Origin of the sequence: Acinetobacter sp. ANC 3903 (assembly GCF_002135315.1) — a bacterium.
Lineage (GTDB): Bacteria > Pseudomonadota > Gammaproteobacteria > Pseudomonadales > Moraxellaceae > Acinetobacter.
The window spans coordinates 22843-48375 of record NZ_NEGA01000022.1; the positions used below are offsets into that span (position 1 = coordinate 22843).

The 25533-nt window shown below is 43.5% G+C and carries 25 protein-coding genes and 1 pseudogene; 4 read left to right on the top strand and 22 right to left on the bottom strand.

What is annotated here, in order from left to right; translation table 11 throughout:
- Nucleotides 1-149 precede the first annotated feature (149 nt).
- From B9T29_RS14795 to B9T29_RS14825, 7 genes are all read right to left on the bottom strand, one after another.
- Nucleotides 150-767 (bottom strand): cytochrome b/b6 domain-containing protein, encoded by a 618-nt coding sequence (locus tag B9T29_RS14795; RefSeq protein ID WP_086176659.1) that lies wholly within the window; start codon nt 765-767, stop codon nt 150-152.
- A gap of 240 nt (nt 768-1007) precedes the next feature.
- Nucleotides 1008-1343 carry a carboxymuconolactone decarboxylase family protein gene (locus B9T29_RS14800; protein ID WP_086176660.1) on the bottom strand — a complete coding sequence of 112 codons (336 nt, stop codon included), beginning with the start codon at nt 1341-1343 and terminating at the stop codon, nt 1008-1010.
- Between the two features lie 54 nt (nt 1344-1397).
- Nucleotides 1398-1793, bottom strand: a complete 396-nt coding sequence (locus B9T29_RS14805) for a rhodanese-like domain-containing protein (protein ID WP_086176695.1) — start codon at nt 1791-1793, stop codon at nt 1398-1400.
- Between the two features lie 100 nt (nt 1794-1893).
- Entirely contained in the window at nt 1894-2673 is a 780-nt protein-coding gene (locus tag B9T29_RS14810; protein WP_086176661.1) for a sulfite exporter TauE/SafE family protein, read from the bottom strand.
- 70 nt (nt 2674-2743) lie between these two features.
- On the bottom strand, nt 2744-3616 hold the full coding sequence (locus B9T29_RS14815; RefSeq protein ID WP_086176662.1) for an MBL fold metallo-hydrolase: 873 nt from the start codon (nt 3614-3616) through the stop codon (nt 2744-2746).
- 2 nt (nt 3617-3618) lie between these two features.
- On the bottom strand, nt 3619-4035 hold the full coding sequence (locus B9T29_RS14820) for a DUF6691 family protein (protein ID WP_086176663.1): 417 nt from the start codon (nt 4033-4035) through the stop codon (nt 3619-3621).
- Nucleotides 4036-4452: a YeeE/YedE family protein gene (locus B9T29_RS14825; RefSeq protein WP_086176664.1), complete on the bottom strand. Its 417-nt coding sequence runs from the start codon at nt 4450-4452 to the stop codon at nt 4036-4038. It lies immediately after the preceding gene.
- 111 nt (nt 4453-4563) lie between these two features.
- On the opposite strand from B9T29_RS14825, the gene B9T29_RS14830 reads away from it, so the two are divergent.
- A complete protein-coding gene (locus tag B9T29_RS14830) occupies nt 4564-4884 on the top strand; it encodes an ArsR/SmtB family transcription factor (RefSeq protein ID WP_086176696.1) in 321 nt (106 codons plus the stop codon).
- A gap of 265 nt (nt 4885-5149) precedes the next feature.
- Complete coding sequence (locus tag B9T29_RS14835; protein ID WP_086176665.1) at nt 5150-5773, top strand: class I SAM-dependent methyltransferase; 624 nt, start codon at nt 5150-5152, stop codon at nt 5771-5773.
- 136 nt (nt 5774-5909) lie between these two features.
- Here the strand turns inward: B9T29_RS14835 and B9T29_RS14840 are convergent, their stop codons facing one another.
- The 4 genes from B9T29_RS14840 to B9T29_RS14855 form a co-directional block, all read right to left on the bottom strand.
- Nucleotides 5910-6410 carry a Dps family protein gene (locus B9T29_RS14840; RefSeq protein ID WP_086176666.1) on the bottom strand — a complete coding sequence of 167 codons (501 nt, stop codon included), beginning with the start codon at nt 6408-6410 and terminating at the stop codon, nt 5910-5912.
- A 43-nt stretch (nt 6411-6453) separates the two neighbouring features.
- The gene (locus tag B9T29_RS14845; protein WP_086176667.1) at nt 6454-6903 is read right to left on the bottom strand and encodes a universal stress protein; all 450 of its coding nucleotides are present in this window, start codon (nt 6901-6903) and stop codon (nt 6454-6456) included.
- A gap of 169 nt (nt 6904-7072) precedes the next feature.
- Nucleotides 7073-10528: an MASE3 domain-containing protein gene (locus B9T29_RS14850; RefSeq protein WP_086176668.1), complete on the bottom strand. Its 3456-nt coding sequence runs from the start codon at nt 10526-10528 to the stop codon at nt 7073-7075.
- 210 nt (nt 10529-10738) lie between these two features.
- Entirely contained in the window at nt 10739-12301 is a 1563-nt protein-coding gene (locus B9T29_RS14855) for a sensor domain-containing diguanylate cyclase (RefSeq protein ID WP_086176669.1), read from the bottom strand.
- Between the two features lie 416 nt (nt 12302-12717).
- Here B9T29_RS14855 and B9T29_RS14860 point away from each other — a divergent pair, with 416 nt between their 5' ends.
- Nucleotides 12718-14466, top strand: coding sequence for a hypothetical protein (locus tag B9T29_RS14860; RefSeq protein WP_086176670.1), 1749 nt, complete (start codon nt 12718-12720; stop codon nt 14464-14466).
- A 479-nt stretch (nt 14467-14945) separates the two neighbouring features.
- On the opposite strand, the pseudogene B9T29_RS14870 reads toward B9T29_RS14860, so the two are convergent.
- The 5 genes and pseudogenes from B9T29_RS14870 to B9T29_RS14890 all read right to left on the bottom strand — a co-directional run bounded on the left by B9T29_RS14870 (nt 14946) and on the right by B9T29_RS14890 (nt 18585).
- Nucleotides 14946-15837, bottom strand: a pseudogene (locus tag B9T29_RS14870) (ArsO family NAD(P)H-dependent flavin-containing monooxygenase).
- A 177-nt stretch (nt 15838-16014) separates the two neighbouring features.
- Complete coding sequence (gene arsH, locus B9T29_RS14875) at nt 16015-16719, bottom strand: arsenical resistance protein ArsH (protein WP_086176697.1); 705 nt, start codon at nt 16717-16719, stop codon at nt 16015-16017.
- A 22-nt stretch (nt 16720-16741) separates the two neighbouring features.
- Nucleotides 16742-17776 (bottom strand): ACR3 family arsenite efflux transporter, encoded by a 1035-nt coding sequence (gene arsB, locus B9T29_RS14880; RefSeq protein WP_086176671.1) that lies wholly within the window; start codon nt 17774-17776, stop codon nt 16742-16744.
- 11 nt (nt 17777-17787) lie between these two features.
- Nucleotides 17788-18258, bottom strand: a complete 471-nt coding sequence (locus B9T29_RS14885) for an arsenate reductase ArsC (protein WP_086176672.1) — start codon at nt 18256-18258, stop codon at nt 17788-17790.
- A gap of 6 nt (nt 18259-18264) precedes the next feature.
- Complete coding sequence (locus B9T29_RS14890; RefSeq protein WP_086176673.1) at nt 18265-18585, bottom strand: metalloregulator ArsR/SmtB family transcription factor; 321 nt, start codon at nt 18583-18585, stop codon at nt 18265-18267.
- Between the two features lie 184 nt (nt 18586-18769).
- On the opposite strand from B9T29_RS14890, the gene B9T29_RS14895 reads away from it, so the two are divergent.
- Nucleotides 18770-19225 (top strand): universal stress protein, encoded by a 456-nt coding sequence (locus B9T29_RS14895; protein WP_086176674.1) that lies wholly within the window; start codon nt 18770-18772, stop codon nt 19223-19225.
- Between the two features lie 85 nt (nt 19226-19310).
- Here B9T29_RS14895 and B9T29_RS14900 read toward each other — a convergent pair whose 3' ends face one another.
- The 6 genes from B9T29_RS14900 to B9T29_RS14925 form a co-directional block, all read right to left on the bottom strand.
- Complete coding sequence (locus B9T29_RS14900) at nt 19311-19550, bottom strand: thioredoxin family protein (RefSeq protein ID WP_086176675.1); 240 nt, start codon at nt 19548-19550, stop codon at nt 19311-19313.
- Between the two features lie 19 nt (nt 19551-19569).
- On the bottom strand, nt 19570-20589 hold the full coding sequence (locus tag B9T29_RS14905) for a permease (protein WP_086176676.1): 1020 nt from the start codon (nt 20587-20589) through the stop codon (nt 19570-19572).
- Nucleotides 20590-20877, bottom strand: coding sequence for an ArsR/SmtB family transcription factor (locus B9T29_RS14910; protein ID WP_086176677.1), 288 nt, complete (start codon nt 20875-20877; stop codon nt 20590-20592). It lies immediately after the preceding gene.
- 118 nt (nt 20878-20995) lie between these two features.
- Nucleotides 20996-21430, bottom strand: coding sequence for an arsenate reductase (glutaredoxin) (gene arsC / locus B9T29_RS14915; RefSeq protein WP_086176678.1), 435 nt, complete (start codon nt 21428-21430; stop codon nt 20996-20998).
- A 325-nt stretch (nt 21431-21755) separates the two neighbouring features.
- On the bottom strand, nt 21756-23933 hold the full coding sequence (locus tag B9T29_RS14920) for a TonB-dependent siderophore receptor (protein WP_086176679.1): 2178 nt from the start codon (nt 23931-23933) through the stop codon (nt 21756-21758).
- 392 nt (nt 23934-24325) lie between these two features.
- Nucleotides 24326-24883 (bottom strand): hypothetical protein, encoded by a 558-nt coding sequence (locus tag B9T29_RS14925; RefSeq protein ID WP_086176680.1) that lies wholly within the window; start codon nt 24881-24883, stop codon nt 24326-24328.
- Between the last annotated feature and the right edge of the window lie 650 nt (nt 24884-25533).

The following is a 25533-nucleotide window of genomic DNA, read 5'->3' on the forward strand; positions in this document are numbered from 1 at the left end:
ACTTTCATTACTCCACCCCCTATCAGAACTCATCCCATTTAAACGATCCATTCCATCAATGCTTTGTCATTTGATGTTATGAACCCTCTCAATGTGTCAAAGGAGATGTTTGAATATCATCTCCTTCTCTGTTCTGCGTTCTTATAAGCTTAGCTAAAATAGAAAAACCAGAAAGCAATCAACACACCCAGTGAAAAGAGTGCAGCAAACAGGGTGAACCATGAATGCGATTCGGTCCCCCAAAACATCCGTTTTGCCAGCCATTTTTTAAGCAGAACACTATTCAGTGTCAACGCTACCAAATGCAGCAACACACTGGCTAAAAACAGATTGGCAAAGAGCTCATGAATTTCTTTTAAAGTGTGGCTATAGGTATAGTCGGTAAAAAAGCCGGCCAGTACCGTTAAAGGCAGCAGGAGAAAAATACCCAGTATGCTGAGCTGAAACAGGCTGGAACTGGCGGCTTTTAAAAATGTTGGCGAAAGCCATTGCTGCGGCTGTGCCCAATAACGCTGTACAAAGGGCTTGATCACCTGCCATCGTCGGCTTGGCGCTGAAGGCTGAGTATGGGCCAGTCGAGGAGCGCCAAACTGCCATAAAATTCTTAATATCAGACTGATTCCGAGGGTATAGCCAAAGGCCATATGGATTTGATGCCATTCTTCTGCATCCCCAGTCAGATAAGCCCCGGTAAAACTCAACATGATGACAATATGCAGAAACCGGATCAATAAATCCGTTGAAGAAGTGGTTGTACGCTGAAGCATAAAAAACCTGTGCTGACTTTATTTTAAGTGCAGCATAGCAACTCAAGCTGAGTTGAATCTTAAGATACAGCCAAAAAAAGTGCGCTTGTTAAAGCGCACTTTTTAGCATGAGGAAATCGTATCAAGATCAATGCCAAGAAGCCCCAATAAGCAGGTTTTTTTGTGATTTGTCCAGCTGTTATTCCATCAGCTTGATTCTAAGCTCGGCAGGACTGCCAGCCCTCTCGGCCCCTTATCCAATCAGCTAGAAAACTCTTTAAAGGCATCCAGTGCATTTGCGGCATACATTAATGACGGTCCACCACCCATATATACAGCAACACCTAAAAGCTCTTCCAGCTTCTGCAGGGTCATCCCCATTTTAACCAGAGTTCTGACATGAAAACCGATACAACCATCACAACGCGATGCAACACCAATCCCCAGAGCAATCATTTCCTTGGTTTTGGGATCAATCACGCCGTCGCGCATAGCCGTCTGGGACAACTGATTAAAACTTTTCATTAAATCAGGTGAATCCTGAGTTAAGGTTCTTAAACTGCCTGAAATGTTCTGGGTTAATTCTTTGTATTTCATCACTGCCTCTCACATTAAACAATCAACAATAAAGTTGTTCACCTATTCCATAGCTTATTTTTCTACCGGATAGCCCTGTTGCAGCCAAGCCTGATAACCACCCTGCACAGACTTGACCTGGGTAAACCCCATATCCTGTAAGGTATCGGTTGCCAATGCTGAGCGCCCACCCGTACCACAGATCAGATAGATCGGCTGATCTTTAAGATGTTCCAGTGCCTGCAGGGTATCGCAATGATGGCTCGCCACAGGATGCTGGTGAATTCTCATTTCTAAAACACCACGAGGATAATTCACGGCCCGGTCTATCGCTGCCGCCTGAAATTCATCCGGTTCCCGAACATCAATCAGAATGGTTTTATGGTTTTTCAGCGCTTCAAACAGTTCATCTACGCTCACTTCCTGAATCCGGCTTTTTGCATTCTGGATCAATTGCTCTGCAGTTTTCATCATTTTCATTCTTCCTCAGCCATTAAAATCACATTTATATTTTATAAACTATGATTAGGTAGATTAAAAGCGGTTTAGTTTAAATTCCCAACCAGCTGTTTTAGCCCATAAGCGCTGAATAGATTAAATACATCGCCACCCCCATCACGGTCGTGGCAAAAATTTTCTGCACCTGATTACTGTCTATCCGGTGAATCGCACGACGTCCTATTAACATGCCCACAATACAAGCCAGAACGAAAGTCAGCGTGACCGAAACAGGGTATTGAAAGCCATCCAGTACGTGTACATAAATACTGACACCGCCAATCAGGAAAATAATCATCAGCGAAGTTGCAACGATGCTGCGCATATCCAGGTCAGTCACTTTACGCAGTGCCGGAACAATCACGAATCCCCCACCCACCCCAAGCAAACCGGTCAGTAAACCTGCCACAACACCAATGGCGCCGAGAGACAATGCGGTTTTCATATTCCAGATCAGGCGACCAGTCGTTTGATTGACCTTGCACAGTGCATTTCCATGATCATGGACTTTATTAAAGAAGATCCGGTAAGCGATGATCAGCATCACCAAACTGAAAGCCAGCGTGAGCCATACAGGAGAGATAATTCCAGCCAGATGCACGCCATAACGCGCTGAAGGAATACTGATCAGCGCAATCCAGAACGCGGCACGATAACGCACGATGCGCTTGGACAAACCTTCAAATGTTCCAACCAGTGCTGATAGGGTCACTGCCAGTAAGCCTACAGGTGCAGCCTGTGCTACCGTCCAGCCCTGACTTGCCATCAGTGCCGGTACAGCCAGAATACCGCCACCCGCACCGGTTAAACCCAGCAAGCCACCGATGGCCAGCCCTTCCAGTATCAACCACATCACACCTATACCTCTCTTGACTCCAGTGATTCAAAACAAAAGAACCTGCTGGTTTAATCCTGAAACTTGCCTATTTGAAGTAATTCAGCGGAAGCTTTAAATAAGAAACCCCATTCTCTTCCGGTTCAGGGAACTGTCCTGCTTTCATGTTGATCTGAATCGAAGGCAGAATCAGTTTGGGCATACTCAAACCTGCATCGCGCTTGTTACGCATCTCGACAAATTCAGCTTTGGTCGTGCCATGATGAATATGAAGATTGCGGTTTTTTTGCGTCTGGATATCCGTCTCACACACATAACTATCCCGTGTTTCTGGCAAATAGTCATGGCATAGAAACACCCGGGTAGTCTGCGGCAATTCGAACAGGCGCTGTACCGAATCAAACAGCATGGCAGCACTGCCACGCGGAAAGTCACAGCGTGCCGTGCCATAATCCGGCATAAACAAGGTATCACCCACAAACACGGCATCACCAATGACATAACTCAGGCAGGCCGGCGTATGTCCAGGGGTGGGAATGTTATATGCCTCGATGGAACCAAGCTGGAATTTCTCATCATCCTCAAACAGGTAGTCAAATAACTGCTGGGTATTCCATTGCTTGATATCTAGATGGTAGATGGCAGCAAAGGTTTCCTGGACCATCGCAATTTTCTGGCTCATGGCAATCTTGCCCCCCAGTGCAGCTTTGAGATACTGCGCCGCGGTCAAGTGATCGGCATGGACATGGGTTTCCAGAATCCACTCGACGGTTAAACCTTGCGCTTTGACATAGGCAATGATCTGATCAGCATGTGTGGTCGAGGTGCTAGCAGATGCAGCATCATAATCCAGCACACTGTCAATAATTGCACAGGCTTTCGTTGAAGGATCACTCACCACATAACTGAACGTATTGGTATCTTCATGGAAAAAGTCTTTTACAACTGGGGAATTTGACATGATTAGGCTCCTGCCCACTTACGGTGAATCAACACGCCTGCAAGCATCGCGACAATAAAATACAGAACCTGATAATGCCCAAGACCAATCAAGGTAAAACTGGGTGCAGGACATATCCCGGCAATCCCCCAACCGATACCAAAGAGCAGGCTGCCCGAAATCAGTTTAGGATCAATCTTGTTATTCTTTGGCAAATCGATCGGTTCATTAAAGATCGTTTTCGGTGCCTGGCTGCGTAGCGCTTTTTGAAAGGGAATAAAGGCTACAGCAATTGCACCCATCATCACAAAAGCCAGGCTGGCATCCCAGTCCCCAAACAGATCTAGGAAGTCGAGCACTTTTTCCGGATTCGACATCCCGGAGACCATCAGCCCCACAGAAAACAAACCGCCGAAAATGAAAGCCAGAAAATTCTTCATTTAGAAAGCTCCTGTGATATGGCGAATGATATAAACCGTGACAAAACCAGCGAACATAAAGCTCATGGTGGCCAGGATAGAACGCTTCGATAAACGGCTCATCCCGCAAATCCCATGACCACTGGTACATCCTGAACCCAGGCGCGTACCAAAGCCAACCAGCAGACCCGCGATGATCATCATCAGCGGACTGGCATTCAACTCGATCTCAGGCTGGACAAATAATCCATAAATAAAGGGCGTGACAATCAAACCTGACATAAACCAGATTGCAGGGGTTTTAAACACGGTCTGTGGATTCAGTACCTGTCCAATCAATCCGCTGATCCCTGCGATACGGCCATGCACATAGAGATAGCCGACCACCGCTACTCCCAGTAATAATCCGCCGAGAAATGCGATGAGAAAATCATGCATAATAAATCTACTCATTTACAATATATGTTTTTATATTATATAATAAATAAAAATATTCAAGCGGAAATGCTGATTTTTTTGTATCTCATCATGGCTTATCAGGACACCTACATGAACCCTGCACCGTTAAAAGCACAAATAGACTTTTCACAAGTTGAGTTGGTCAGTGATTGTCTGAAAGTTTTATCCAACCCTGACCGTCTTAAAATTCTCTGTGTCTTGGTCGATGGCGAGCTGAATGTACAGCACATAGAACAACGTACGGATATCCACCAACCCACCTTGTCACAACAGCTGACTGTATTAAGAAACAGCCAGATCGTATCGACACGACGGGAAGGCAAACAGATTTTTTATCAATTCAGCGATATACGGGTGCTAAAAATCATGCAGACCCTATATGAAGTGTACTGTAGCCAAGATTGTGATTGATATAACTCCCCCATTTTCAGATCACTCCTGGCCAAACAGATTTTTCAGGGATTCTAAGAGCAAAAGCCTTTAGCTGATTTGCTCATTTAAAGAATTCATTTTTTTAAATTTGCGCTTATTTTCTTTTAGTCGTGCATGTTGTTTGGCATTAAAAAATTTAGATCATGCTGCAAGATGACAAAGCTGTTGTTGTAGCGACATGTGTTTGGGGTAGCTACAATCGATGAGGTATTTTTAGATTTTACTGAATAGCAGGGTGATACAAATGCATCAAGAATGGGACAAACGTTATCGAGAAACACGACATTTATATGGCTCAGAAGCAAATGTATTTATTCAGGACATCAGCCAGCATTATACGATTTCTGGCCGTACCTTGGCTATTGCAGAGGGTGAAGGGCGTAATATCCTATATTTAGCACGTACAGCAAGAGAGAAGCATTTAGCATTTAGTGCCGAGGCGTGGGATTATTCTCAAGTTGCTCTTGAAAATGCGCAGGTATATGCACAAGAACAAGGGATTGAATTGCAAACCCGGCAGGTCGATTTGACTACAGTGAAATGGCCAGAAGATCAATATGACAATATTCTGTGTGTATTTGGTCATGTCGATCCAGCTACCCGATTAAAAAACTTGCAGGGTGTACGTCAGGCACTAAAAAATCACGGTCATTTTATTGGTGAGGTATATTCCAAAGCGCAATTTGCTTATAAAACCGGTGGTCCTGGCAATCCTGATTTTCTGTATGATCCTCAGGAGATTTTAGAAGTATTTCAGGACGATCATATTGTTCACTTTTTTGTCGGAGATGTAGAACGTTATGAAGGAAAATTGCATCAGGGCAAAAGCCATGTGATTCAATTTATGATAGAAGTGATCAAACAGTGAAGCTGACCATTAAAGTATGGGTGAGTCACTCTCAAATTTATCTATAAAAAAATGAGAACCATCTATTTTTGCAACAGATGGTTCGCTTGATTGATCAGCTTGCGGAGATATCTACTGGTTGAATAGCAGTAGATCATTACTCTTCTAACAGGCTTCTTAACATCCAGGCTGTTTTTTCATGGACTTCAAGTCGTTGTGTGATCAGATCCGCGGTTGGCTGGTCATTAACTTCATCCACGATGGGAAAGAGACTTCGAGCAGTTCGCGCAACAGTTTCATGGGCATTGACCAGCAGGCTGACCATTTCCTCGGCTTTAGGAACACCTTCTACTTCTTTAATTGCAGTTAATTTTACAAATTGTTTATAGGTTCCTGGAGCAGGAAATCCCAATGCCCGAATTCGTTCAGCAATAATATCCAGGGCATTCCATTGTTCGGTATATTGCGTCATAAACATGTTATGTAAGCTATTGAATTGTGGCCCAGTCACGTTCCAATGAAAGTTATGGGTCATCAAATACAAGGTATAGCTATCCGCTAGCAGTTTGGATAACCCTTCAACAATTTTGGCACGATCACTATGAGAAATGCCAATATCAATTTTCATTGTTTTAGATTCTTTTTTAGAATTCGCCATTTTTGAGACTCCTTATACTTTAAGTGTATATTTTATATAGACATTAAGATTTTATGACCATCACTGGCAATTCCGTTGAGCAAAGTACAGCTGTGGCCACACTTCCGAGTCTCCATTTTTTAAAACCTTTACGCCCATGCGATCCCATTACAATGAGATCAGTTTCAAGCTGTTTGGCAGTTTCAACAATACCTTCTTCAAGCAGTACGCTTTTTAGGACTTTTGTTTCTGCTTGAACGCCCGCCGCATAGGCAATTTCACTTGCTTGCTTTAATATCTCTTCTGCATTCGCATAGGCCTGGATAAAGTGTTCTTTCATTGGAGCAGATACATAATAGTAATAGAAATCTGCATCTGTAAATGGATCTTCTGAAACCAGACTAATTAAGGTCAACCTGCTATTGAAGAGCTTAGCAATTTCGACCGCATGTTTTACCGCTGAGAAAGAAATTTTTGAACCATCGACTGGTACTAAAATATTCTGGTATGACATTGGTGAAACTCCAAATATTTACCTTTTATTGAATTATAAATAACATAAGCTTGCTAGAGCTTCAATTTAAAGCATTAAAAAATATAAAATTCTATCCTGACTGTTACTCAACTTGAAAAAAAGTGAATAGCTTTTGGGCTGCTATTCACCTGATGATTATCTAGCCTGTTTAACTGGGCAGGACATATCCCTTTTCATTAATTAAACGTACTGCTGCATCACAAACTTCCGCATCATAAATCGTCCCGCGTCCACGTAAAATTTCTGCCAGAGCCACCTCAACCCCCAAAGCCGCACGATAAGGACGATGCGAAGCTATTGACTCAATCACGTCTGCCACGGTCAGAATACGCGCCTCAGGATAGATCTCATCACCTTTTAATCCTTTAGGATAACCGGTGCCATCCATCCGTTCGTGATGCTGGCCAATGATTTCAGCAATCGGAATATTGAAAGGAACATCCTTGAGAATTTCATAACCGGCCTGTGCATGGCCTTTCATCATTTCCATTTCCAGATGGGTCAGACGAGAAGGTTTGGTCAGAATCTCGGAAGGAATAGAAATTTTACCGATGTCATGTACCAGCCCAATTTCTTCCATCTGCAGACAGCGTTTTTCATCCCAGCCCATTTCTTTGGCAATCGCACGGGCAATCAAGCCTACACGGCGTTCATGGCCTGCGGTATAAGGATCGCGCAATTCCACCATAATCGATACCGCCTGCAAGGTGCCATACATGGTGGCCTCCAGCTGTTCCAGCTGCCGGGCAATCTGGTCTTGTGCCTGCTTTTGCTCGGTGATGTCTTGCGCCATTACAATCGCGGCAGGCAAACCATCATCCCAAAGGATAGGACGGGCATACAGGGAAAATTCCCGGATCTGGCCATTTTGATGTCGCACGGGAATCGTGTAAGGCAGGTTCGAGTGTTCTGCCGGCTGTGCCTTATCCTCAGCTTGGTGAATCAGCGCCAGAGTATCTGGGGTCGCATCGCTAAACTCCTGAATATTATGTCCGTTGAGCTCTGCGGCAGATCTACCCAGCAGGTTGGCATAACTTGGATTGACGTATAAATACTGATTGTCGCGCAGTACATACATTCCGACCACGGTTTGTTCCACCATGCTACGGAAACGCTGCTCGCTGTCTCTTAATGCCTGCTCGGTTTGCCTGATAGCGGTCAGATCAGCCCAAGCCAGAATCGCATCATTACCAACAATTGCCAGCGTGCGCTGCGCAATACGCTGACTACCGTCTTTTGCCAGCAGGGTAATTTCAGGAAACTGCACCTGTTTGCCATTTTTCGCCAGCTGCAAGGCCGCTTGCCAGTTTTGTTGCATAAACTGTCTTTGTTCTGCATCTGGTGCCACTTTTTTCAGCCAGGCTTCCCGATCCTGGAAATCCTCCAGGCTGTATCCCAACCATTTTTCATAGGCCAGATTGACTGCAAGAATGCGTTCATCCTGTATGGAAATAATATGCATCGGTACCGGCGACTGTAAAAACACCTGCTGGAAACGTTGTTCCATCTGCTGCGAATAGGTTTCAGCTGTTTGACGCTGCTGCTCAGCCGAAAAACGTTCCAGCGCAAATGAAATATCTCTGGATAGATTTTGCAGCAGCTGAATTTGCTCCTGATCAAATTCCACCTGGCCTGTGGTGTACAGCCCGACCAGCCCCCAGAAATGGCCTTGTAACAGCAACGGCGTTAATGCCGCTTGACGGATCTGCTCCTGTTTTAAATACTGTCTCCAGGTCCGGTATTCTGGAGAAACACTGTCATCAGGATTATTGGCTAGGGTATAGGTATAAACCTCCACATCCGGGCTGGTATTTTTCAACTGATTCAACGGAGTATTCTGCTCCTGCTGCAAGGCAGTCTGCAAAGTGGGCAAAATGTTGGCGCTAATATTATGATGGAACTGAATCACCAGTGGACTGTCCGCCTGATCATCAACTTTTAGCGCAATCAGAATTTTGGCAAAACTACCCAGCTTCAGCAGCACCTGCTGCAACTCAGTTAGCAACTGTTGCTGGTTCTGACTATGCGCAATCACCCGGTTGGTTTCACTGAGCAGCTGGTACAGATAGGTTAAACGTGCTACCCGCCCCTGGGACTGTAACCGGATATAAACATCGGTAATCTGGCTGGTGATGTGATCGATTAAACTCTGTTCTTCATCCAGAAAAGCGGGCACATCCGGTGCCTGAGCATACCAGATGGTTAAGTTTCCGAATTTCTGGGTGTCATTGCCAAAGGCCGACTGCAGATAGGGCATCTGGGCAGGAAGCTCGGTGCCAAAAATGCCCCAGTCACTGTCAATCCTCAGATGAATCCTTTCCGGAGAGGAAAATCCAGAAGGAATGATTTCCATGGCTTTGTGCAACAGCTTGGCCATGTCGCTATGCGTGTTATTGCAGAGCTGGTTGATCTGGTTCAGACAACGTACTTCTTTGACCCGTTTTTGTACATCCTGCAGCAAAAGCTGGCGGTCTGTAATATCATGCACCACCATAACCCAGACCGGTTTTTTGCCCAGGCGTTCCGCAAAGGGGGCGACATGACACTCGACCGTTTTGCGGTCCGGCAAGGTCAGCTGGATTAAAAACTCTTGCGGTGCCTGCTGCAGTCTGGAACACACCGGACAATCCTCGGTCTTTACACGAGGATCATGTACCAGTTCATGCACGGAACATCCGGTCAGTTGTGCCGCAGCAATACCATGCAGCCGGGCTGCCGCCAGATTGACCTGCTGAATAGTGTGGCTGGAACTGACAATATAGGTCGGATCCGGAATGGTGTCATAGGTACTGGCCGCCTTGGACAGCATGCTAAAAGGCTCTTTGATGGTCGACTCGACCAGTGCCATATAAATAAACCAGTAGGAATAAACTTTCAGGATATGCCCCAGCAGATTGGCATCGGCATATACGGATACATATTGGGTAAAGGTAAATTCAGAGGCCATCATGGTCAGCATGGAAAGGCTGACCCCAAACGTCAGTTGGGCCGATAAATATTCGCGGCGGCGCCAGACCAGTATTATCGCCAGTGCCAGCACCGCAATAATCAGATATTCACTGTAAATTTTAAAAGGGGTAAGACCCTCCCCATCAACAAAGGCCGTTGGGAAAAAACCCAACATGACTGCAGTCACAATCCCGATACTGAGCAGACCAAAAAACAGATTCAGCGCGACGGGCTTGATCGCGCGTGTCAGCATGAACGGTGCGGCAAGCATGGCAAAAGCCTGCAACAGGCGGGCGCCAATCCATAATTGCGTGGCCTGATTGGCACTGTCCAACGGAAGAATCTGCATGCCTTTGTAGAGCAGGGTATGGAACAGATCAATAAAGCCACACCAGCCAATGGCAATCGCAATGAAAACTACAAAATAATTTTTAGTAAAATGCCGCGATACTACAGTCACTATCAGCGCCGTAAGCGCGATAATGATGGAAATCAGTTCCGCCACGGTATGGGTAAACAGGAAACCAAAACTTTGATTGGTCCACCAGATCAGCAAGACAAAAATCGTCGGAGGAATGACCATCATATAAGGAGAAATAAACGACTTGAGGTCGAATACATCCGGTGAAAATAAGTCACGAGATGATTTAGGCATAAAGTTCCCCAATAAAGTTAGAAAATGGTCTTATGTCATAGCGCTGTTTAAAATTTTGTATTGTCTGAAAATTCACATGTTTATTATAACATTAGGCCGGTGTAAATAATCTGTGAATACCTGGTGGCATGAGAGCTGCCTACAGCCAATCGCATATATCAGATACCTCCAGGTCTCTCCGTCGTGTTTGCATCAGTTAGATAGCTGAAATTAACGCGTGCAGTTACGTCCCTCACGCTTGGCCTGATACAGCTGCTGATCTGCCATTTTCAATACCTCTTCCACATCCTCAGAACTATGCGGCCAGTAAGCGATACCAATTGAAATGGTCACTGTTCCCATGTCATCCATTTCGGTGAGCCCAACCGCTGTTCGTAGCCGTTCTGCCGCCTGAAAAACGGTGGTCGGGTCTGAAGCAGCCATTAAAATAATAAACTCCTCTCCCCCTGAACGGCAGCAGATATCATTGTCACGGAAATGATATTTCATCAGTCTGGCCAATTTTTGTAAGACGATATCGCCTTTGTCATGGCCATAGCTGTCGTTTACATTTTTAAAGAAGTCGATATCCACGGCCAGCACAGCAAAATCCGTACGCATACGCACAAATTCTTCAATAAACAGGTTCATCCCGCGGCGATTATATAAACCGGTTAGCGGATCGGTATTCACCGACTGATTCAGCTCATCAATTTTTTCATTAAAATTCTGAGAACTGAGCATCAGGGAATTTTTGAACTGATCAACCTCAAAATATACAGGGTCAATTGTATTAATTTTTTCCTGAATCTCCGGCTGATTGAGCATACTGGCCATTTTCGCCAAATGGTTTAAAGGCAGTGCAATAAAACCGGATAAACGCCAGACCACAAAGAAAATGAAGAAATAAAACAGGGTAATCCCGATGGATACTTTGATAATAATACTGTTGGCTTGAGCAAACAGCTCGTCAATCGGCTGCTGCGATACCACAATCCAGCTCACGCTGGCAATATGTGAAAAACCAACCAGACTATCTATTCCTTTACTGTTCATCAGACGGAAAGCGCCATCCTGTTGCTGAAGCATGGTTGTTAATCCATCACTGGCCTGGACTTGCTGGCCAATTTGCTGAGTATCGGCATGAAAAATGATGCGTTTTTGGTCATCCATCACATAGGTATAATTTTTCTTGTAGCCATATTTGGATGCCAGCATTTCACTGACCAGATTCTTGCTCTGCAGATAAATCGTGCCCGCAATAAAGCCCAAGTATTGCCCTTGGGCATCGAAGATCGGTTCAGAAATAATCACGATCAATTTTTTGGTCGAAGACCAGTAGGGAGAAGAAATATAAGTTTGCTTGCGTTTGATTGACTCGGTGATGCCATAGGTTTTATAAACCTGTTTAGAATCAATATTTAAGGTGGTCGGGAAAAATGAAATGATATGTCCTTCCCGGTCAGCCAGAAAAACACTGTTGAAATTTCCTGACTGGCTTTTCAGGCGTGCCGTTTCACTATTCCGCAGGCTGGCACTAGCAAAATCTTGACCGAGCAGCTTGGCGCTAAAGCGTAAATTTTTTAAGATTTCTTCAAACTGATAGTTGGTATGGGCAGCAATCCTGGAGGAATATTCGGCATTCAAGGCCAGAGAGTTGTCGATCAGGCGCTCTTTCACGGTATAGTTAACAAAAAATAAGGCAAAGATAAACAGACAGGTCACGCTTAAAACCGTTAAAAGTAATATTAAGCTGCGCAGATTTAAACGAGGCGCCAGTAAAACCTGTCTCAATAGGGCAATTCCAAGTCATTATTTATGATACTTATATCACAAAAAAACTGAAGTCTATTGCTTATTTCATGAACATCTGCATTAGTACAGTAACCCGAAAATGGTAGTCAGTTTTCCCTGCCATGCTTCAGATACCTAGAGTTCAGTCAATGAGCTATAGAGGTAATCTTGAAGGTATTGCTGACACAGTTTGCTATGGATGGAAGGCTGATTTATTGGTCTTAGGCATTGAATGAAATTTCTGGTTCACACTATTTGCACTTCTACTCTGCTTTTAGATCTTTTAACAAATAAAAAATACATTTATTTAGATTTTTTTCACGTAATAAGGCCAACTAATCCTTGTTTTTGTGATATAAATCACAGTGCTGCATCTCTCTAAAAGTTTGAATTCACTACAATGGTTTTGGATCTCCATGCAAACATATATTCCTTATCAGCTGCGGGTAAAATTAAAGCAAATTGACCCTATTCTTGATAAGCATTGGCAACAACAACTGCAGTCCATCCTCTCTGCGACACCGCAGACATTGCATCAAAAAATAGAGGACCAGTACTTAAAAGCCAAGAATATCTCGTGGAACTACCTGACCCAGACTTTTGAGTTTAAAGGTCATACTAGCCTGAAAAATCTTCAGCTTGACACGAAAAACTCCGAATTACTGCAACTTGCAGATCGAATTAATAGCACCTTCAGCTATCTGCAAGGCTATCAAAGCGATTTTCAGGTCGCAGATTACCTGGAAACCATTGTCCGTGAAATTAATCAAATCGATCTGGACAATCAAAAAGATATTCAGGCACAACAATTAATCAAACAATCATTTCTCTATGATGCTGCCCTGATTATTCGGGACTTAGATTTTACTGTTTCTGAAAATCACCGGCATTTGGATATTGAGCAAGTCCGAACTTTTATCTTTGAAGTCTTCATGAAAAGTGAAGTTCTGGGAAGCTGGTTTGCCCATATTTTACCGAGTGAATATGCCGAGCAGGAACTGGCGATTTTTCAGGATTATTTTATTCAGCAACAACGCATTCGTGACTTTGAAATTGTCAAAACATTTCAATATTATTTTGTCCTGAGCAGCTCTTACGACAGTTCAGCTTCGACCTATTCAATTCGCCGCTTTTTAACTGAAGAAAACTTTGGTAAAGAAGACCGATTCTATATCAGTGGTTTGGTTCTTGACCCACAACAGCTGGATCAAGCAGATTATTTTGAAAATTTTAAACAACTGATGAACCGAATCATTGGTATTCAACGCAAAATGAATTCGCATATTGTGGAACTGGTTGAATCCCTCCATGAATATAATCAGCACAGGCTTATCCCGAGTTTAAAAGAAATTTTAAATATTCAAAGTTTTTCCATCGATCACCTGGTGAAAGAACATCTGGAAATCCTAGAGAAAGACTTATCCTTAAATATTCTTGAACCTTTTCTAAAAGGCTTAAAAAACAGTGTGCAGCATACCGATGAACTAGAATATTGCTATTTAAATATTTTAAGGCTAATCAATGAGTTTCTACATCAGCTGGAAATTTTATCGCAGCAACCGATGCTGCAGTTTAATCCGCATGCGCGTCTGTTCAAATATCGCTTAATTGCCTATTTAAAATTACTGGAAAAACGTCGCACCCAAATCTTTGTGATTTTTCATGATGAGTTTCACTATCAGCAACAGGTGCGGGCCGTTTCAGCACCCACCCAGGAAATTAGAGAACTGCTGAATGCCGCGATTGAACAAACTCGCGAGATCCAGCAGCAAATACGCCAGTTAGAACGCGAAATGCAAAATACCGAAAATAGCAGTTTTCTTAAACGGTTGTTTAAAAAAGCTGAAAATCATGAATTTAAGATCAATCAATTAAAACAGAATCTGATTGAGGTTCGTGATCATTGCTATCTCAGAATTATTGCCATGCAAAAGCAGGCTTCTCAGGAGAGTGTTTATCTGGAAGCAAAGAATTTAATTCCAGTGATTGACTCTAAACTACGCCATTATGCTTTTGCCAATGGTGAAAATGGGGTGACACGTTTGCCACTTCTATTACAGTTACCTGAAGACCGGGATAGCTTCAATATGCAAAGCATTCTCATGGCTTTAAATCATGAATTTCTGCTCTCTACTAAAAGTTGGGGAATGCCACAAAAGGCTTAGGCAAGACTGGTGAACTATCAAGAGGAAGGTAACTCAACGAGCTGATTTAAGAGTTGATTTTGGTGCTGAAAAAGTTACGGCAAGCTGGTTATTTGGACAGATCTTTAAACCCGGTCCTTCCCTACTCAACAGGCATGATTAATTTTTTAGAAAATTTCATATCGACGACCTGGCATGAGCTGAGACAACACAAGCACAAGCTGGAATGAAGATTTCGTGAACTACTCGATGATGCAGAAATTGATTCCATGGAAGATCAAGAAAAATTTAAATTTTTACCTAAAAAAGGCGAACTGAGCACCAAACCAATGCAAGATCTGTTATGAAAGCTTATTCATGAGCATAAGAAAGAACAACTCGAGCAGCAATCTCAACATTTCATCATGAGCGTATAAGGCACAGGCTCATTACTTTTGTAGGGCTGATTGGAGACAGATTTTATGTACTCAATCTGCTCCTTTGAGCCAGAATTAAATCTCTTAGGCTAGAAATACGGCGATGTCTTCCGCCACCGCCCTAGCTGTGCGGGAAACCCCGACCAGCGTTGCCGAAGCAGCACCGGTCCATTCTCCATAGCCCAGCAGCCATAAATTCGGCACCTGAACCGAACGGCCATTATAAACCGCGATGGTATGGTCCTGATGAATAATCCTGAGGCTACTGAGATGATTGAGTGCCGCTTTAAATCCGGTACACCAAATCACCGCATCCACCTGTTGAGCAGACCCATCGTCCCAAATCACGCCATGTTCTGTAAATGCTGAAAATGGACGCTTGCTCTGTAAAACGCCTCGCTCACGTGCCGCTTTGACTGAATCAATCATGACAATATCGCCCAGCCCACCAATCGGCTGCTCGATGCTTCTCCCTTCCTGCTGGGCTTTCAGGCGCTCAGTCGCCCTTAAGAACAGGATACGGCCGTCGACATCATCTGCCAGAAACTGCGGTGGTGTCTGGGTGATCCAAAGCGTTTCGGCAACCAAAAATACTTCTGCCAGAATTTCCACCGCCCACCACCATGACTTTTTTGCCCTTGAATGGTTCGGCATTAAGATAATCTGCCGAATGCAGTTGCATACCCTGAAAATGTTCACGACCGGCATATTTGGGAATAAAGGGTTGACTCCATGTTCCCGTGGCACTCAACACTGCTTTGGTTTTCCAGCATCGTTCCCCGGCATAGACCTCTACATACTGGTCCTTGCTTTCCACAATATCCACATGCACGGGACGAATTACGGGAAAGTGATAGTGCTGTTCATAGGCCGTCAAATAGTCGATCACTTCGTTACGGGCCGGATAGGTCTGTTCGGTTGCCGGCATCATCCAGGAGGATAAACGGAATGTTTTTGCACTTTAAAAATAGGCCATGGAAAAAGCGGTCTGTCCAGCACCAATGATGATCACTTCTGTTACAGTCTGTGTTGCGTCCAAAAGCTTTTCCCCTTGCATTTTTCTATTGTTTTTGATGTAGCATCCCGCTTTTGCAGCGGGTGCCAGCCTATTTATCTGATTGATAGGACAGCATGAGTCAAAAACGAACCTACCCTACAAGCTGCGCTGATTTACCCGTTTGGAGAGCTCTTCAGCCGATTCCTTGCGTTCCGAATAACGGTTGGTCAGATAAGTACTTTGCCCACGGGTCAGCAAAGTAAACTTATACAACTCTTCCATCACATCCACGATCCGGTCATACAGAGACGACGGTTTCATGCGCCCCTCTTCATCAAATTCCAAAAAGGCCTTGGGAATGGAAGACTGATTCGGAATCGTGATCATGCGCATCCAGCGCCCCAAGATTCGCATCTGGTTGACGCTATTAAAAGACTGCGAGCCACCGCTGACCTGCATCAGTGCCAGGGTTTTGCCCTGCGTGGCACGAATGGCCCCCGCCGCCAGTGGAATCCAGTCAATCTGTGCCTTGAGAATTGAACTCATCGAGCCATGTCGCTCCGGTGAAGACCACACCATGCCTTCCGCCCAAGCTAAAAGCTCATGCAATTCCTTCACTTTAGGATGGTTCATGTCCGCATCTTCAGGCAGTGGCAGTCCCTTAGGATGAAATATTTTCACTTCAGCACCGAAATATTCCAGAATACGTCCCGCTTCAAGTACAGCCAAACGGCTATAAGAACGCTCACGATTCGAACCATACAGTAAAAGAATACGCGGTGGATGCTCAAGCTGCTTGGCTTGCACCTGTTCAAAGCTTGGTTTTTCCAGCAAGTCTAATTCGATATTCGGCAGTGTCATGAAAATTTCATCCCAATTGTTTTTAAGCAAAATATTTTTTCTTTAGCCACAAAGACACGCTGACCAAGGAAATCAGCACCGGCACTTCCACCAAAGGACCAATGATCGTGGTAAATGCGATCGGAGAAGCCAGACCAAAGGTGGCAATCGCGACCGCCAGCGCCAACTCAAAATTATTCCCTGCTGCGGTAAAGGAAATGGCCGTGGTTTTCGGATAATCATTACCCATCCATTTGCTCATAAAGAAGCTGACAAAGAACATCAATACAAAGTAAATGGTCAATGGAATCGCAATACGCAGTACATCCAAAGGTAAACTCAGCACATCCGCACCTTTGAGACTAAACATCGCCACAATAGTGAACAGCAGCGCAAGCAAGCTCAATGGGCCAATTTTTGGCAAGAATTTCGTCTGATACCAGTCCAGCCCTTTAGCTTTAACCAAAGACAGACGTGTCAGGAAACCCATCAGGAATGGAATACCGAGGTAGATCAATACTGCATTGGCTATGGTCCAAAAATCGACATTGATCACATGGCCTTCTACCCCAAAAAATGGCGGCAAATAAGTCAGGAAGAACCAGGCATAACTACTAAAGAACAGAATCTGGAAAATACTGTTAAAAGCCACCAGTGCCGCACCATATTGGTTATCCCCACAAGCCAAACCGTTCCAGATCAGTACCATGGCAATACAGCGTGCCAAACCGATCAGGATCAGGCCGGTCATATATTCCGGATAATCGCTCAAAAAGACGATTGCCAGGACAAACATCAGTACCGGGGCAATCAACCAGTTCTGGATTAATGACAAAGCCAGGGTTTTCTTATCCTGAAAAACTTGTGGCAGTGTCGCGTAATCCACTTTGGCCAAAGGCGGATACATCATGAGAATCAGACCAATCGCAATCGGCAGATTGACCGAATTCACGCTCATGGCATCCAGTGCTGTTGATGCTTGTGGAAATACCACCCCAATCGCAACACCCAATGCCATGGCCACAAATATCCATAGCGTCAGGTTGCGATCTAAAAAGGATAAACCTTGTTTAGACATAATGTGCTCGATTAAATATGGGAAATTTTATTGATTTCAGCAATGAGCTCAGGACGGCTCAATTTTTTTGCATCTAGAGCGAAAAATGCGTCTAAACGTTTATTAATATGCTCGACAGTGGTCAAGAAAGCCTGTAATTTTTCTTCTTCAGGCAAGTCTAGGTGTGAAGGATCAGATAGCCCCCAATGCGCCTTGATGGCTCCCCCCAAATATAGTGGGCAAGCTTCCTGTGCCGCAGCATCACACACGGTAATCACGACTTCTGGCTGATATTGTTCGCAAGCATCAATGGTTTTGCTGGATAAACCCTCAGTCGATAGACCTAGGTTCTGTAAGGTCTTGATCGTTAAAGGATGCACCTGACCGGAAGGTTTGCTGCCTGCACTGTAAGCCACCCAACCTTCTGGCGCACGGCTATTGAACAACACTTCAGACAGAATACTGCGGCAACTGTTGCCCGTGCACAAAAACAAAAATTTCATGAAAATTTACTCGCAATGGCTCTGGATCGGCAGAGCAGATGGATTCAATAAAACTGGAGCATGGCTACGTTTGAGCGCATCAAGAATTTCAAAGCACCACGTAGGGAGTTCAGGATTGATGCTGTAATACACCCACTGGCTTTGCCGGCGGTCGTTTAACAAACCACAAGAACGCAACAAGGCCAGATGGCGTGAAATTTTCGGCTGGCTTAACTGGAGTTTATCGGTCAGATCACAGACGCATTGCTCTTTATTTTCTGCAATCAGCATGACAATACTGAGACGTGTCTCATCGGATAAACATTTAAAAAACTGAACATGGTCCATAGCTGCTCCTATCCTGTTATGCAAATATATACATATCCGTATATATAGTAAATAGTATAAGTTCAAAATTATAAACGGATGATTATAATGAGGCTAGAAATATGCCGATCAAAAAATCTCCATTTCATATTTTGTGTTGTGAATAAAGAAAATTTTAACGATTAGAAACTTTAAGGAATATCGAATGACTGATAAAAATATTTTAGTACCCATTGACGGTTCTGATCCGGCGCTAGCGGCAGTCAAGCAAGCCTCGATTATAGCTGCTGCTATGGATAGCAAACTCACTATTACCAGCATCGTCGAAGAAAATCCGTTTACCAATACCGATTTTTATTACTTCGGTGCAGACTCAACGACCATGAAAGCATTTTTTGATGAAGCCTGTCGTAATGCAACACAGGCCTTAGTTGAAGCAGAGAAATTATCAGTAGACTCAGGGGCAAGTGAAGTTAAAACTCAACTGATTAAAGCTGAAGTTTCTGCGCAAACTATTGTAAAAGCAGCAGAGGAAGCAGGAGCTGCTCTGATTGTGATGGGATCGCATGGGCGAAAAGGTATCCAGAAACTCACTTTGGGCAGTGTGGCTGAAGAGGTATTAAAGCTGGCCAAATTACCGGTGTTAATTGTGAAACAATAACGAACCTGATTTTTTTTTGTTCATTCAATAAAAAAACCAGTGGCCTGAACCACTGGTTTTTTTTAATAAGGCGTGATTTCTGAAGTTATTTATTTTTTTCAATCAGTTCTGCTACAGCTTGAGCTTCCAGAACTTTACCACTCGACACGATTTTATTGTCAATAATCAGACCTGGGGTACTTAACAGACCGGTTTCAGCAATCTGCATCATGTCAGTGACATATTCAATTTCAGCTTGCACACCGGTGCTTTTGACTGCTTCCTCTGTCGCTGCCAAGAGTGCTTTACATTTACGACAGCCTGTACCGACGACTTTAATTTGCATATTTTATTCTCCAAACGTTTTATAAAAACCAGTAACCAAAAGTATTCAGGCTATAACCAATAATCAAGATCCCCACAAAAATAATCCCAACAAACAGGCTCAATAAGCGGGTTTTTACCACTTGTTTTAACAGGATCAGGGATGGCAAGGAGAGAGCTGTTACCGCCATCATAAAGGCCAATACTGTACCTAAGCCCACACCCTTCGCCACTAAAGCTTCCGCGATCGGCAAGGTGCCAAAAATATCCGCATACATCGGCATACCCACAATGGTCGCGACCAATACGGAGTACCAGTGTTCCTGGCCAAGCAAGGCCGTAATCCATTGTTCAGGAATCCAGTTATGAATCGCTGCGCCAATCCCTACTCCGATTAGCACATACAGCCAAACCTTGCTAAAAATTTCGACCACCTGTTCCCAAGCAAATGTACGCCGCTCTTTTGCAGTCATACTGAAATCTTCATCTCCTTGTACTGCCTGATTATGGGTTACAAACTCAGCCACATACTTTTCCATTTTTAAATAGCTAATCAATGATCCTCCTAAGACTGCCAGTATCAAACCGAGTAGTACATAAACTATGGCGATTTTCCAGTTAAAAATACTGGCCAATAGAATAATTGAAGCCAGATCAACTAACGGAGATGAAATTAGAAATGAAAAGGTCACACCCACTGGAAGCCCGGCACGGGTAAAGCCGATAAACAGCGGAATGGAAGAACAGGAACAAAATGGGGTAATGGTTCCGAGTAAAGCCCCCATGATATTGGCTTTAATCCCGGTCATTCGGCCTAAAATCTGTCGGGTACGTTCAGGCGGAAAATAACTCTGGATATATGACAGGGTATAGATCAAGACTGATAACAGAATAAAAATCTTGAACACATCATAGATAAAGAAATGAATACTGCCACCGAGCCGGGTTGCGACCGATAAACCGAATACATTTTCAACCAGCCAGCGTACCCCATTGGACAGCCAGGTCATTTTAAGCAGGACATCATTTAACCAAGCAAAGATCGCGATTATGCTTTCCATTCAAAGCTCCTGGTTTGGGCTGAATAAAAGCGCTTGTGTAAATACACACAGTTCTTCAGCACGAATGGGATTAAGAGAATAGTACATCCAGCGTCCATCTTTTCTACGCTGGACCAAACCGGAGTTGGTTAGGCATTTCATGTGGTGAGATAATGTGGACTGGGTAATTGCCAGATTTTGTAGCAATTCGCATGCACAACATTCCCCTGCCTGTAGCATCTGCAAGATCTGAAGACGGGTAGTATCCGTCAAAACCTGATACAGGGAAACTGCTTGCTCATTGTCCAATTATTTTTATCCATCAGTGACTTATCGTATTGAGTATGTAACTTATATCGATCATCGTCAATGTGTTTTTCGCATAAAAAAGCCCAACCAAGTTGAGCTTTTTCGTGTCGGAGTCTTTTTATTTCATACGATTACCGTGTTCATCAATGATGACTTCACCATCTTCTTTGGCAAAGGCTTTTAATTGTGGTGAAGGCAGGATATCCAGAACCAACTCTGACGGGCGACATAAACGTGTCCCTATATCTGTGACGACCAATGGGCGGTTAATCAGGATCGGATGCTCTAACATGGCATCAATCAGTTTCTCATCTGTCCAGCTGGCATCATCTAGATTCAATTCGGTATAAGGATCCACATTTTTACGCAACACTTCACGAACGCTTAAGCCGGAATCCTGAATCAGTTTGACCAGCTGCTCTTTCGAAGGTGGAGTGACCAGATACTCAATCACTTCTGGCTCAATGCCCGCATTACGAATTAACGCCAGCGTATTACGTGAGGTACCACAGGCCGGGTTATGATAAATTTGAACTTTGGGCATTTGATTCATGAACTTTCTCCCTATAAATGAATCCTAGCTTTATATATGAATATACATATATTCGCAATATGAAATATATGAGTTTATAGGATTCACCTGATAATGAAAGTCCATAAACATTTGACGCCGCTTCCAAGTAGAGCCGCCTCATGTCTATATTATTGGATCAGGTCATAGTGAACTGTACCCCATAAGTGGAGTATGCTTGACTCAAATAAGTTTTACCGAATACTTACAGTTAATGAGCTGCTGATGAGTAGTAAAAGATATCCAAATAAAAAACTGCCTGAGCTAAACACCCAAACAGTTTTCTATAGCAAAATCTAAGGTCAAATTAAAAATTTACAGTCCATGACAGTTGTGCTGTACGTGGTGCCCCAAGGAACAAATAGTCATCGCCGAAGAAACTACCCGCATCTCGCCAGTATTTCTTATTGAACAGGTTATCAATATTGAAGCGCAGCATATTGTCATAACCATAAGCTCGGAAGTTATAGCTTGTACCTGCATCAAATACGGTATAAACAGGTACTTTCACGGTGCCTGTTTTGTTGGCATATTTACTGCTGCTGTACTGCATGCCGGCCAATAAACGCCATCCCTCTACTTGTGGAACCTGATAAGACAGATGACTGGCGAAACGGACAGTAGGTACATTTTGAGTTTGATGACCCTGATACTCAGCTGTTTGTATTCCTGTGAGACGTGAACGGGTGAACGCCAAAGTCGAATTCAGATCTAGATTGTCACCTACGCGCCCTTGTAGACCCAGTTCCAGGCCAAGGTTATGCTGTTCACCATCCGAGACATAGTCACTCGCAGTATTGGTATATTGGTTGTCTTGGGTTAAATCAAACACTGCCGCGGTAAAGAGTACCTTCTGCCACTGCTGCTTAATCCCCAATTCATACTGGGTGGAATGTAGAGGGGCTAAAGTTGCAAAAGCATTGTTGGTATACCATGGAGCCTGTCCCCCATCACTCAAACCTTTGGCATATGACGCATACAGATGGGTGTGTTCCCCCGGCTGATACATTAAGGCCAGCTGCGGCAGGAAGCGGTTCAAATCGGTATCCCGGATGTTGTTGCCATTGGCATTATAAGCACTTTCATTGACATGCAAGAGTTTGCCACCCATTAAAACGGACCACACCTCATTGAACTCAATCTGGTCGAGTAAGTTCAAGGCCGTATGCTGGCTGTCCAATGATTTGTAATGATTGCCTAAAGTCTTATCACTTGGTGTGTAGGTAATCGGGTCAGTATAAATATTTCCTGTCGATTCAAGATTATCTGTTACAGGCAGGTTGATGGCATCATGTTGTGCATGCCGTTTATAGGTCTGTGACAGTTCCAGGCTAAGCTTATGTTGCCATGCGCCAGTGTTGAATTGGCCATTTAATCCTGCTTTAAACTGATTGGTCAGATAGCTGTCATTCGGACTACGGAAATCATAAATATCATAGTTGCCATTTTGGTCAAAGCTGTTGCCTAAACCTGAGTATTGGCAGATGCTGCTATAGCAACCCCACGGGAATGCTGAATAATCATCCACCACCACACGGCTTTGCGAAGCAGCCAGATTGGCTGTCCAGTTGTCATTGATCTGGTAAATATATTTTAAGCTGGTATTCAAGCTTTCATTGGTCACCGGTTGGCTCCAGCTTTGATAGCCAAGCAAACGGTCCCATTCAACACCCGTAGGTACCGTTTTACCATCCAGCAACTGATAGCCGGGTACGGAACGCTGACGTTGGCGCTGGGATTCGATATCAAATTCCAGTTTTGAACGATTCGAGATTTTCCAGTCTAAAGCCAAAGCACCAAACACGCGCTTGCCATCGGCATGTTCCACATAAGGATGAATCTCTTCATGTGCCAAATTCACGCGATAGCCAAACTGTTGATCTGCTCCAAGGAAACCGCCCAAGTCCGTTGCCACGCGGTTGCCGCCATGACTGTCGGCTTCAACAGTAAATGAGTGAATGTCTTGGGGGCGTTTGGTCACATAGTTCACCACACCGCCCGGCGTCGCCATGCCACTTTGAAGCGCACTGATGCCCTTTAAAATTTCGACCTGTTCTTTGTTTTCAAGCGCCACATTTTGCTCACCGCGCAGCAATTGACCATTGACTAAATAGCTTGATCCCAGATTTAAGGCAAAACCGCGCATGATAAAGTTCGGATAATAGCCAATCGGTGCATAGCCATCCCCGACTGCAGCGTCATTTTTAACTACATCCGTCAGGGTTTTGGCGTGCTGATCCGCGATACGCTCGGCTGTGATTGTGCTGAGCGATGCCGGAATTTCAGCCAGGTTTTGCTGGCTAAAACCGTATACATTCACCTGAGGTTGAGCATAGGCCGTTTGCGCAGTCACTGTGAGCTTTGCCAGTTGTGGGGTCTCATTCTCATTTGCAGCATGTACCCACACCGGGCTTAAGCCTAGACATGAAAATGAACCCGCAGTGAGTAATACTTTTTGTAAATGAGAAAATGAATACGTTTTCACAGTAGTTGTCCAACCCCAAAAGATAATCTTGCAGCATGCATTTTGCGGGCATGAGTATTCACAATTTTCTCAGATTGAACAAGCATTTCTACCACATATCCGAGATTTTTTATCTTGATTCCGATACGGCTTTTTAAACCAGGATTTCTGGGTTGGGTTTATCCTGCCAGTATTCAAATTTAAGCCGCAACTTGGGTGAAAGGTCTGCATCATTTAGCCGGTTGAATGCCATACCGGCATATACCTGAGACCTGATTTGAGAACGCTGAATCGCCTCGGGCCAAGTTTGATTTTGACCTTGTTTGTCTTTTGATTGGATTTAGCATTAAATCACAAGGACGGTATTGCTTAGCCTGTGCCTTTTATTCAAAGACAACAGGCTATTAATTTTATTAAAGCCTGCGCTGTAAATCTAAATGATTCAACTTACTATACTGCTGCTGCATATCATTAAATGCGTCAGAAAAACCAATTAATGAAACTTCATTCACAACCAGTTTAGCATTATGAGATACATTAAACTCGGTTTTTACCTCAAAACCACGCTTGAACTGATCTATAATGGCTTGAGCGTCACGGTATAAACCCTCACGCGCCTGCAAAACACTATTATTATCTACTTTAAGTAGTGTAATAGAATTTTTTGCATGGTTTATGCCAACACTTAAGCTGTAAGAATCGTTCATACGCATTACCGTAATATGGTTTTTACGCATTGTGCAAATTTTAGTATTTTCACTACTCTTTACCCAGCATTGAATATCCCAGCTTGCACGTCCCAATAACCGATTTTCAGATTTTTCAAGAGAGTCATTTATATGCTGATAATCTACCTGTTGTATTAAATAGCCCAACCGATCATTCTTCATGCTTATAGTTGCAGCTCCTGCCGCATTTGCAATCGTTAAACCTAAAACTGCCCCAAACAAAATATAAGTATTATTTAACATTAGTCTATATAAAAAGCTAAATTCAGCACACTATAGCAAGCTTTTAGCCTTTCACATCTTATACATTAATTTTATTTACTAAATTAAAAATCCATGATCCATTATTTTTATAATATACATTGTCTTGTCAATGTATAAGATTTAAAGCTAGCGTTCAGATGAAGATGGTATCTCTTTAATTTCATAGTTTTTAACTTTTAAACTAAAGATAATACCTTTAAGAGTGTTAATAGACGGTTGTCTCTCAATCAGGTATAAGGTTATTTTGGAATAAAAAATGCAATATGAATATAGATTTCAGAAGTTAAACCCATCAGCAAGGTTTTTTAACCGCCTTATTTCCATAAAATAAAGCTTTAGAATATGTGATATATAAAAGATCTCTTTCATAAATCAAAAATTAAGCTATTTGTTGTTGATTATTTGTACTGTAGAATTTTTAACATTCATGCATAATTTTTAGATGAAATACATCGACTCAAAACAGCTTTCTGAAACACAGCTTAAGCGATTACGAGCATCTCATGGTCAACGTTTTATTTAATGGTTGAGCAATTGCATAAGCATGTTCTAGCTAAAGGCAGACTACCCAAATTAAGCCTAGAGGATCAGATTCTGCTTTGTCTAGGATACTGGGAACAGTCCAAAAA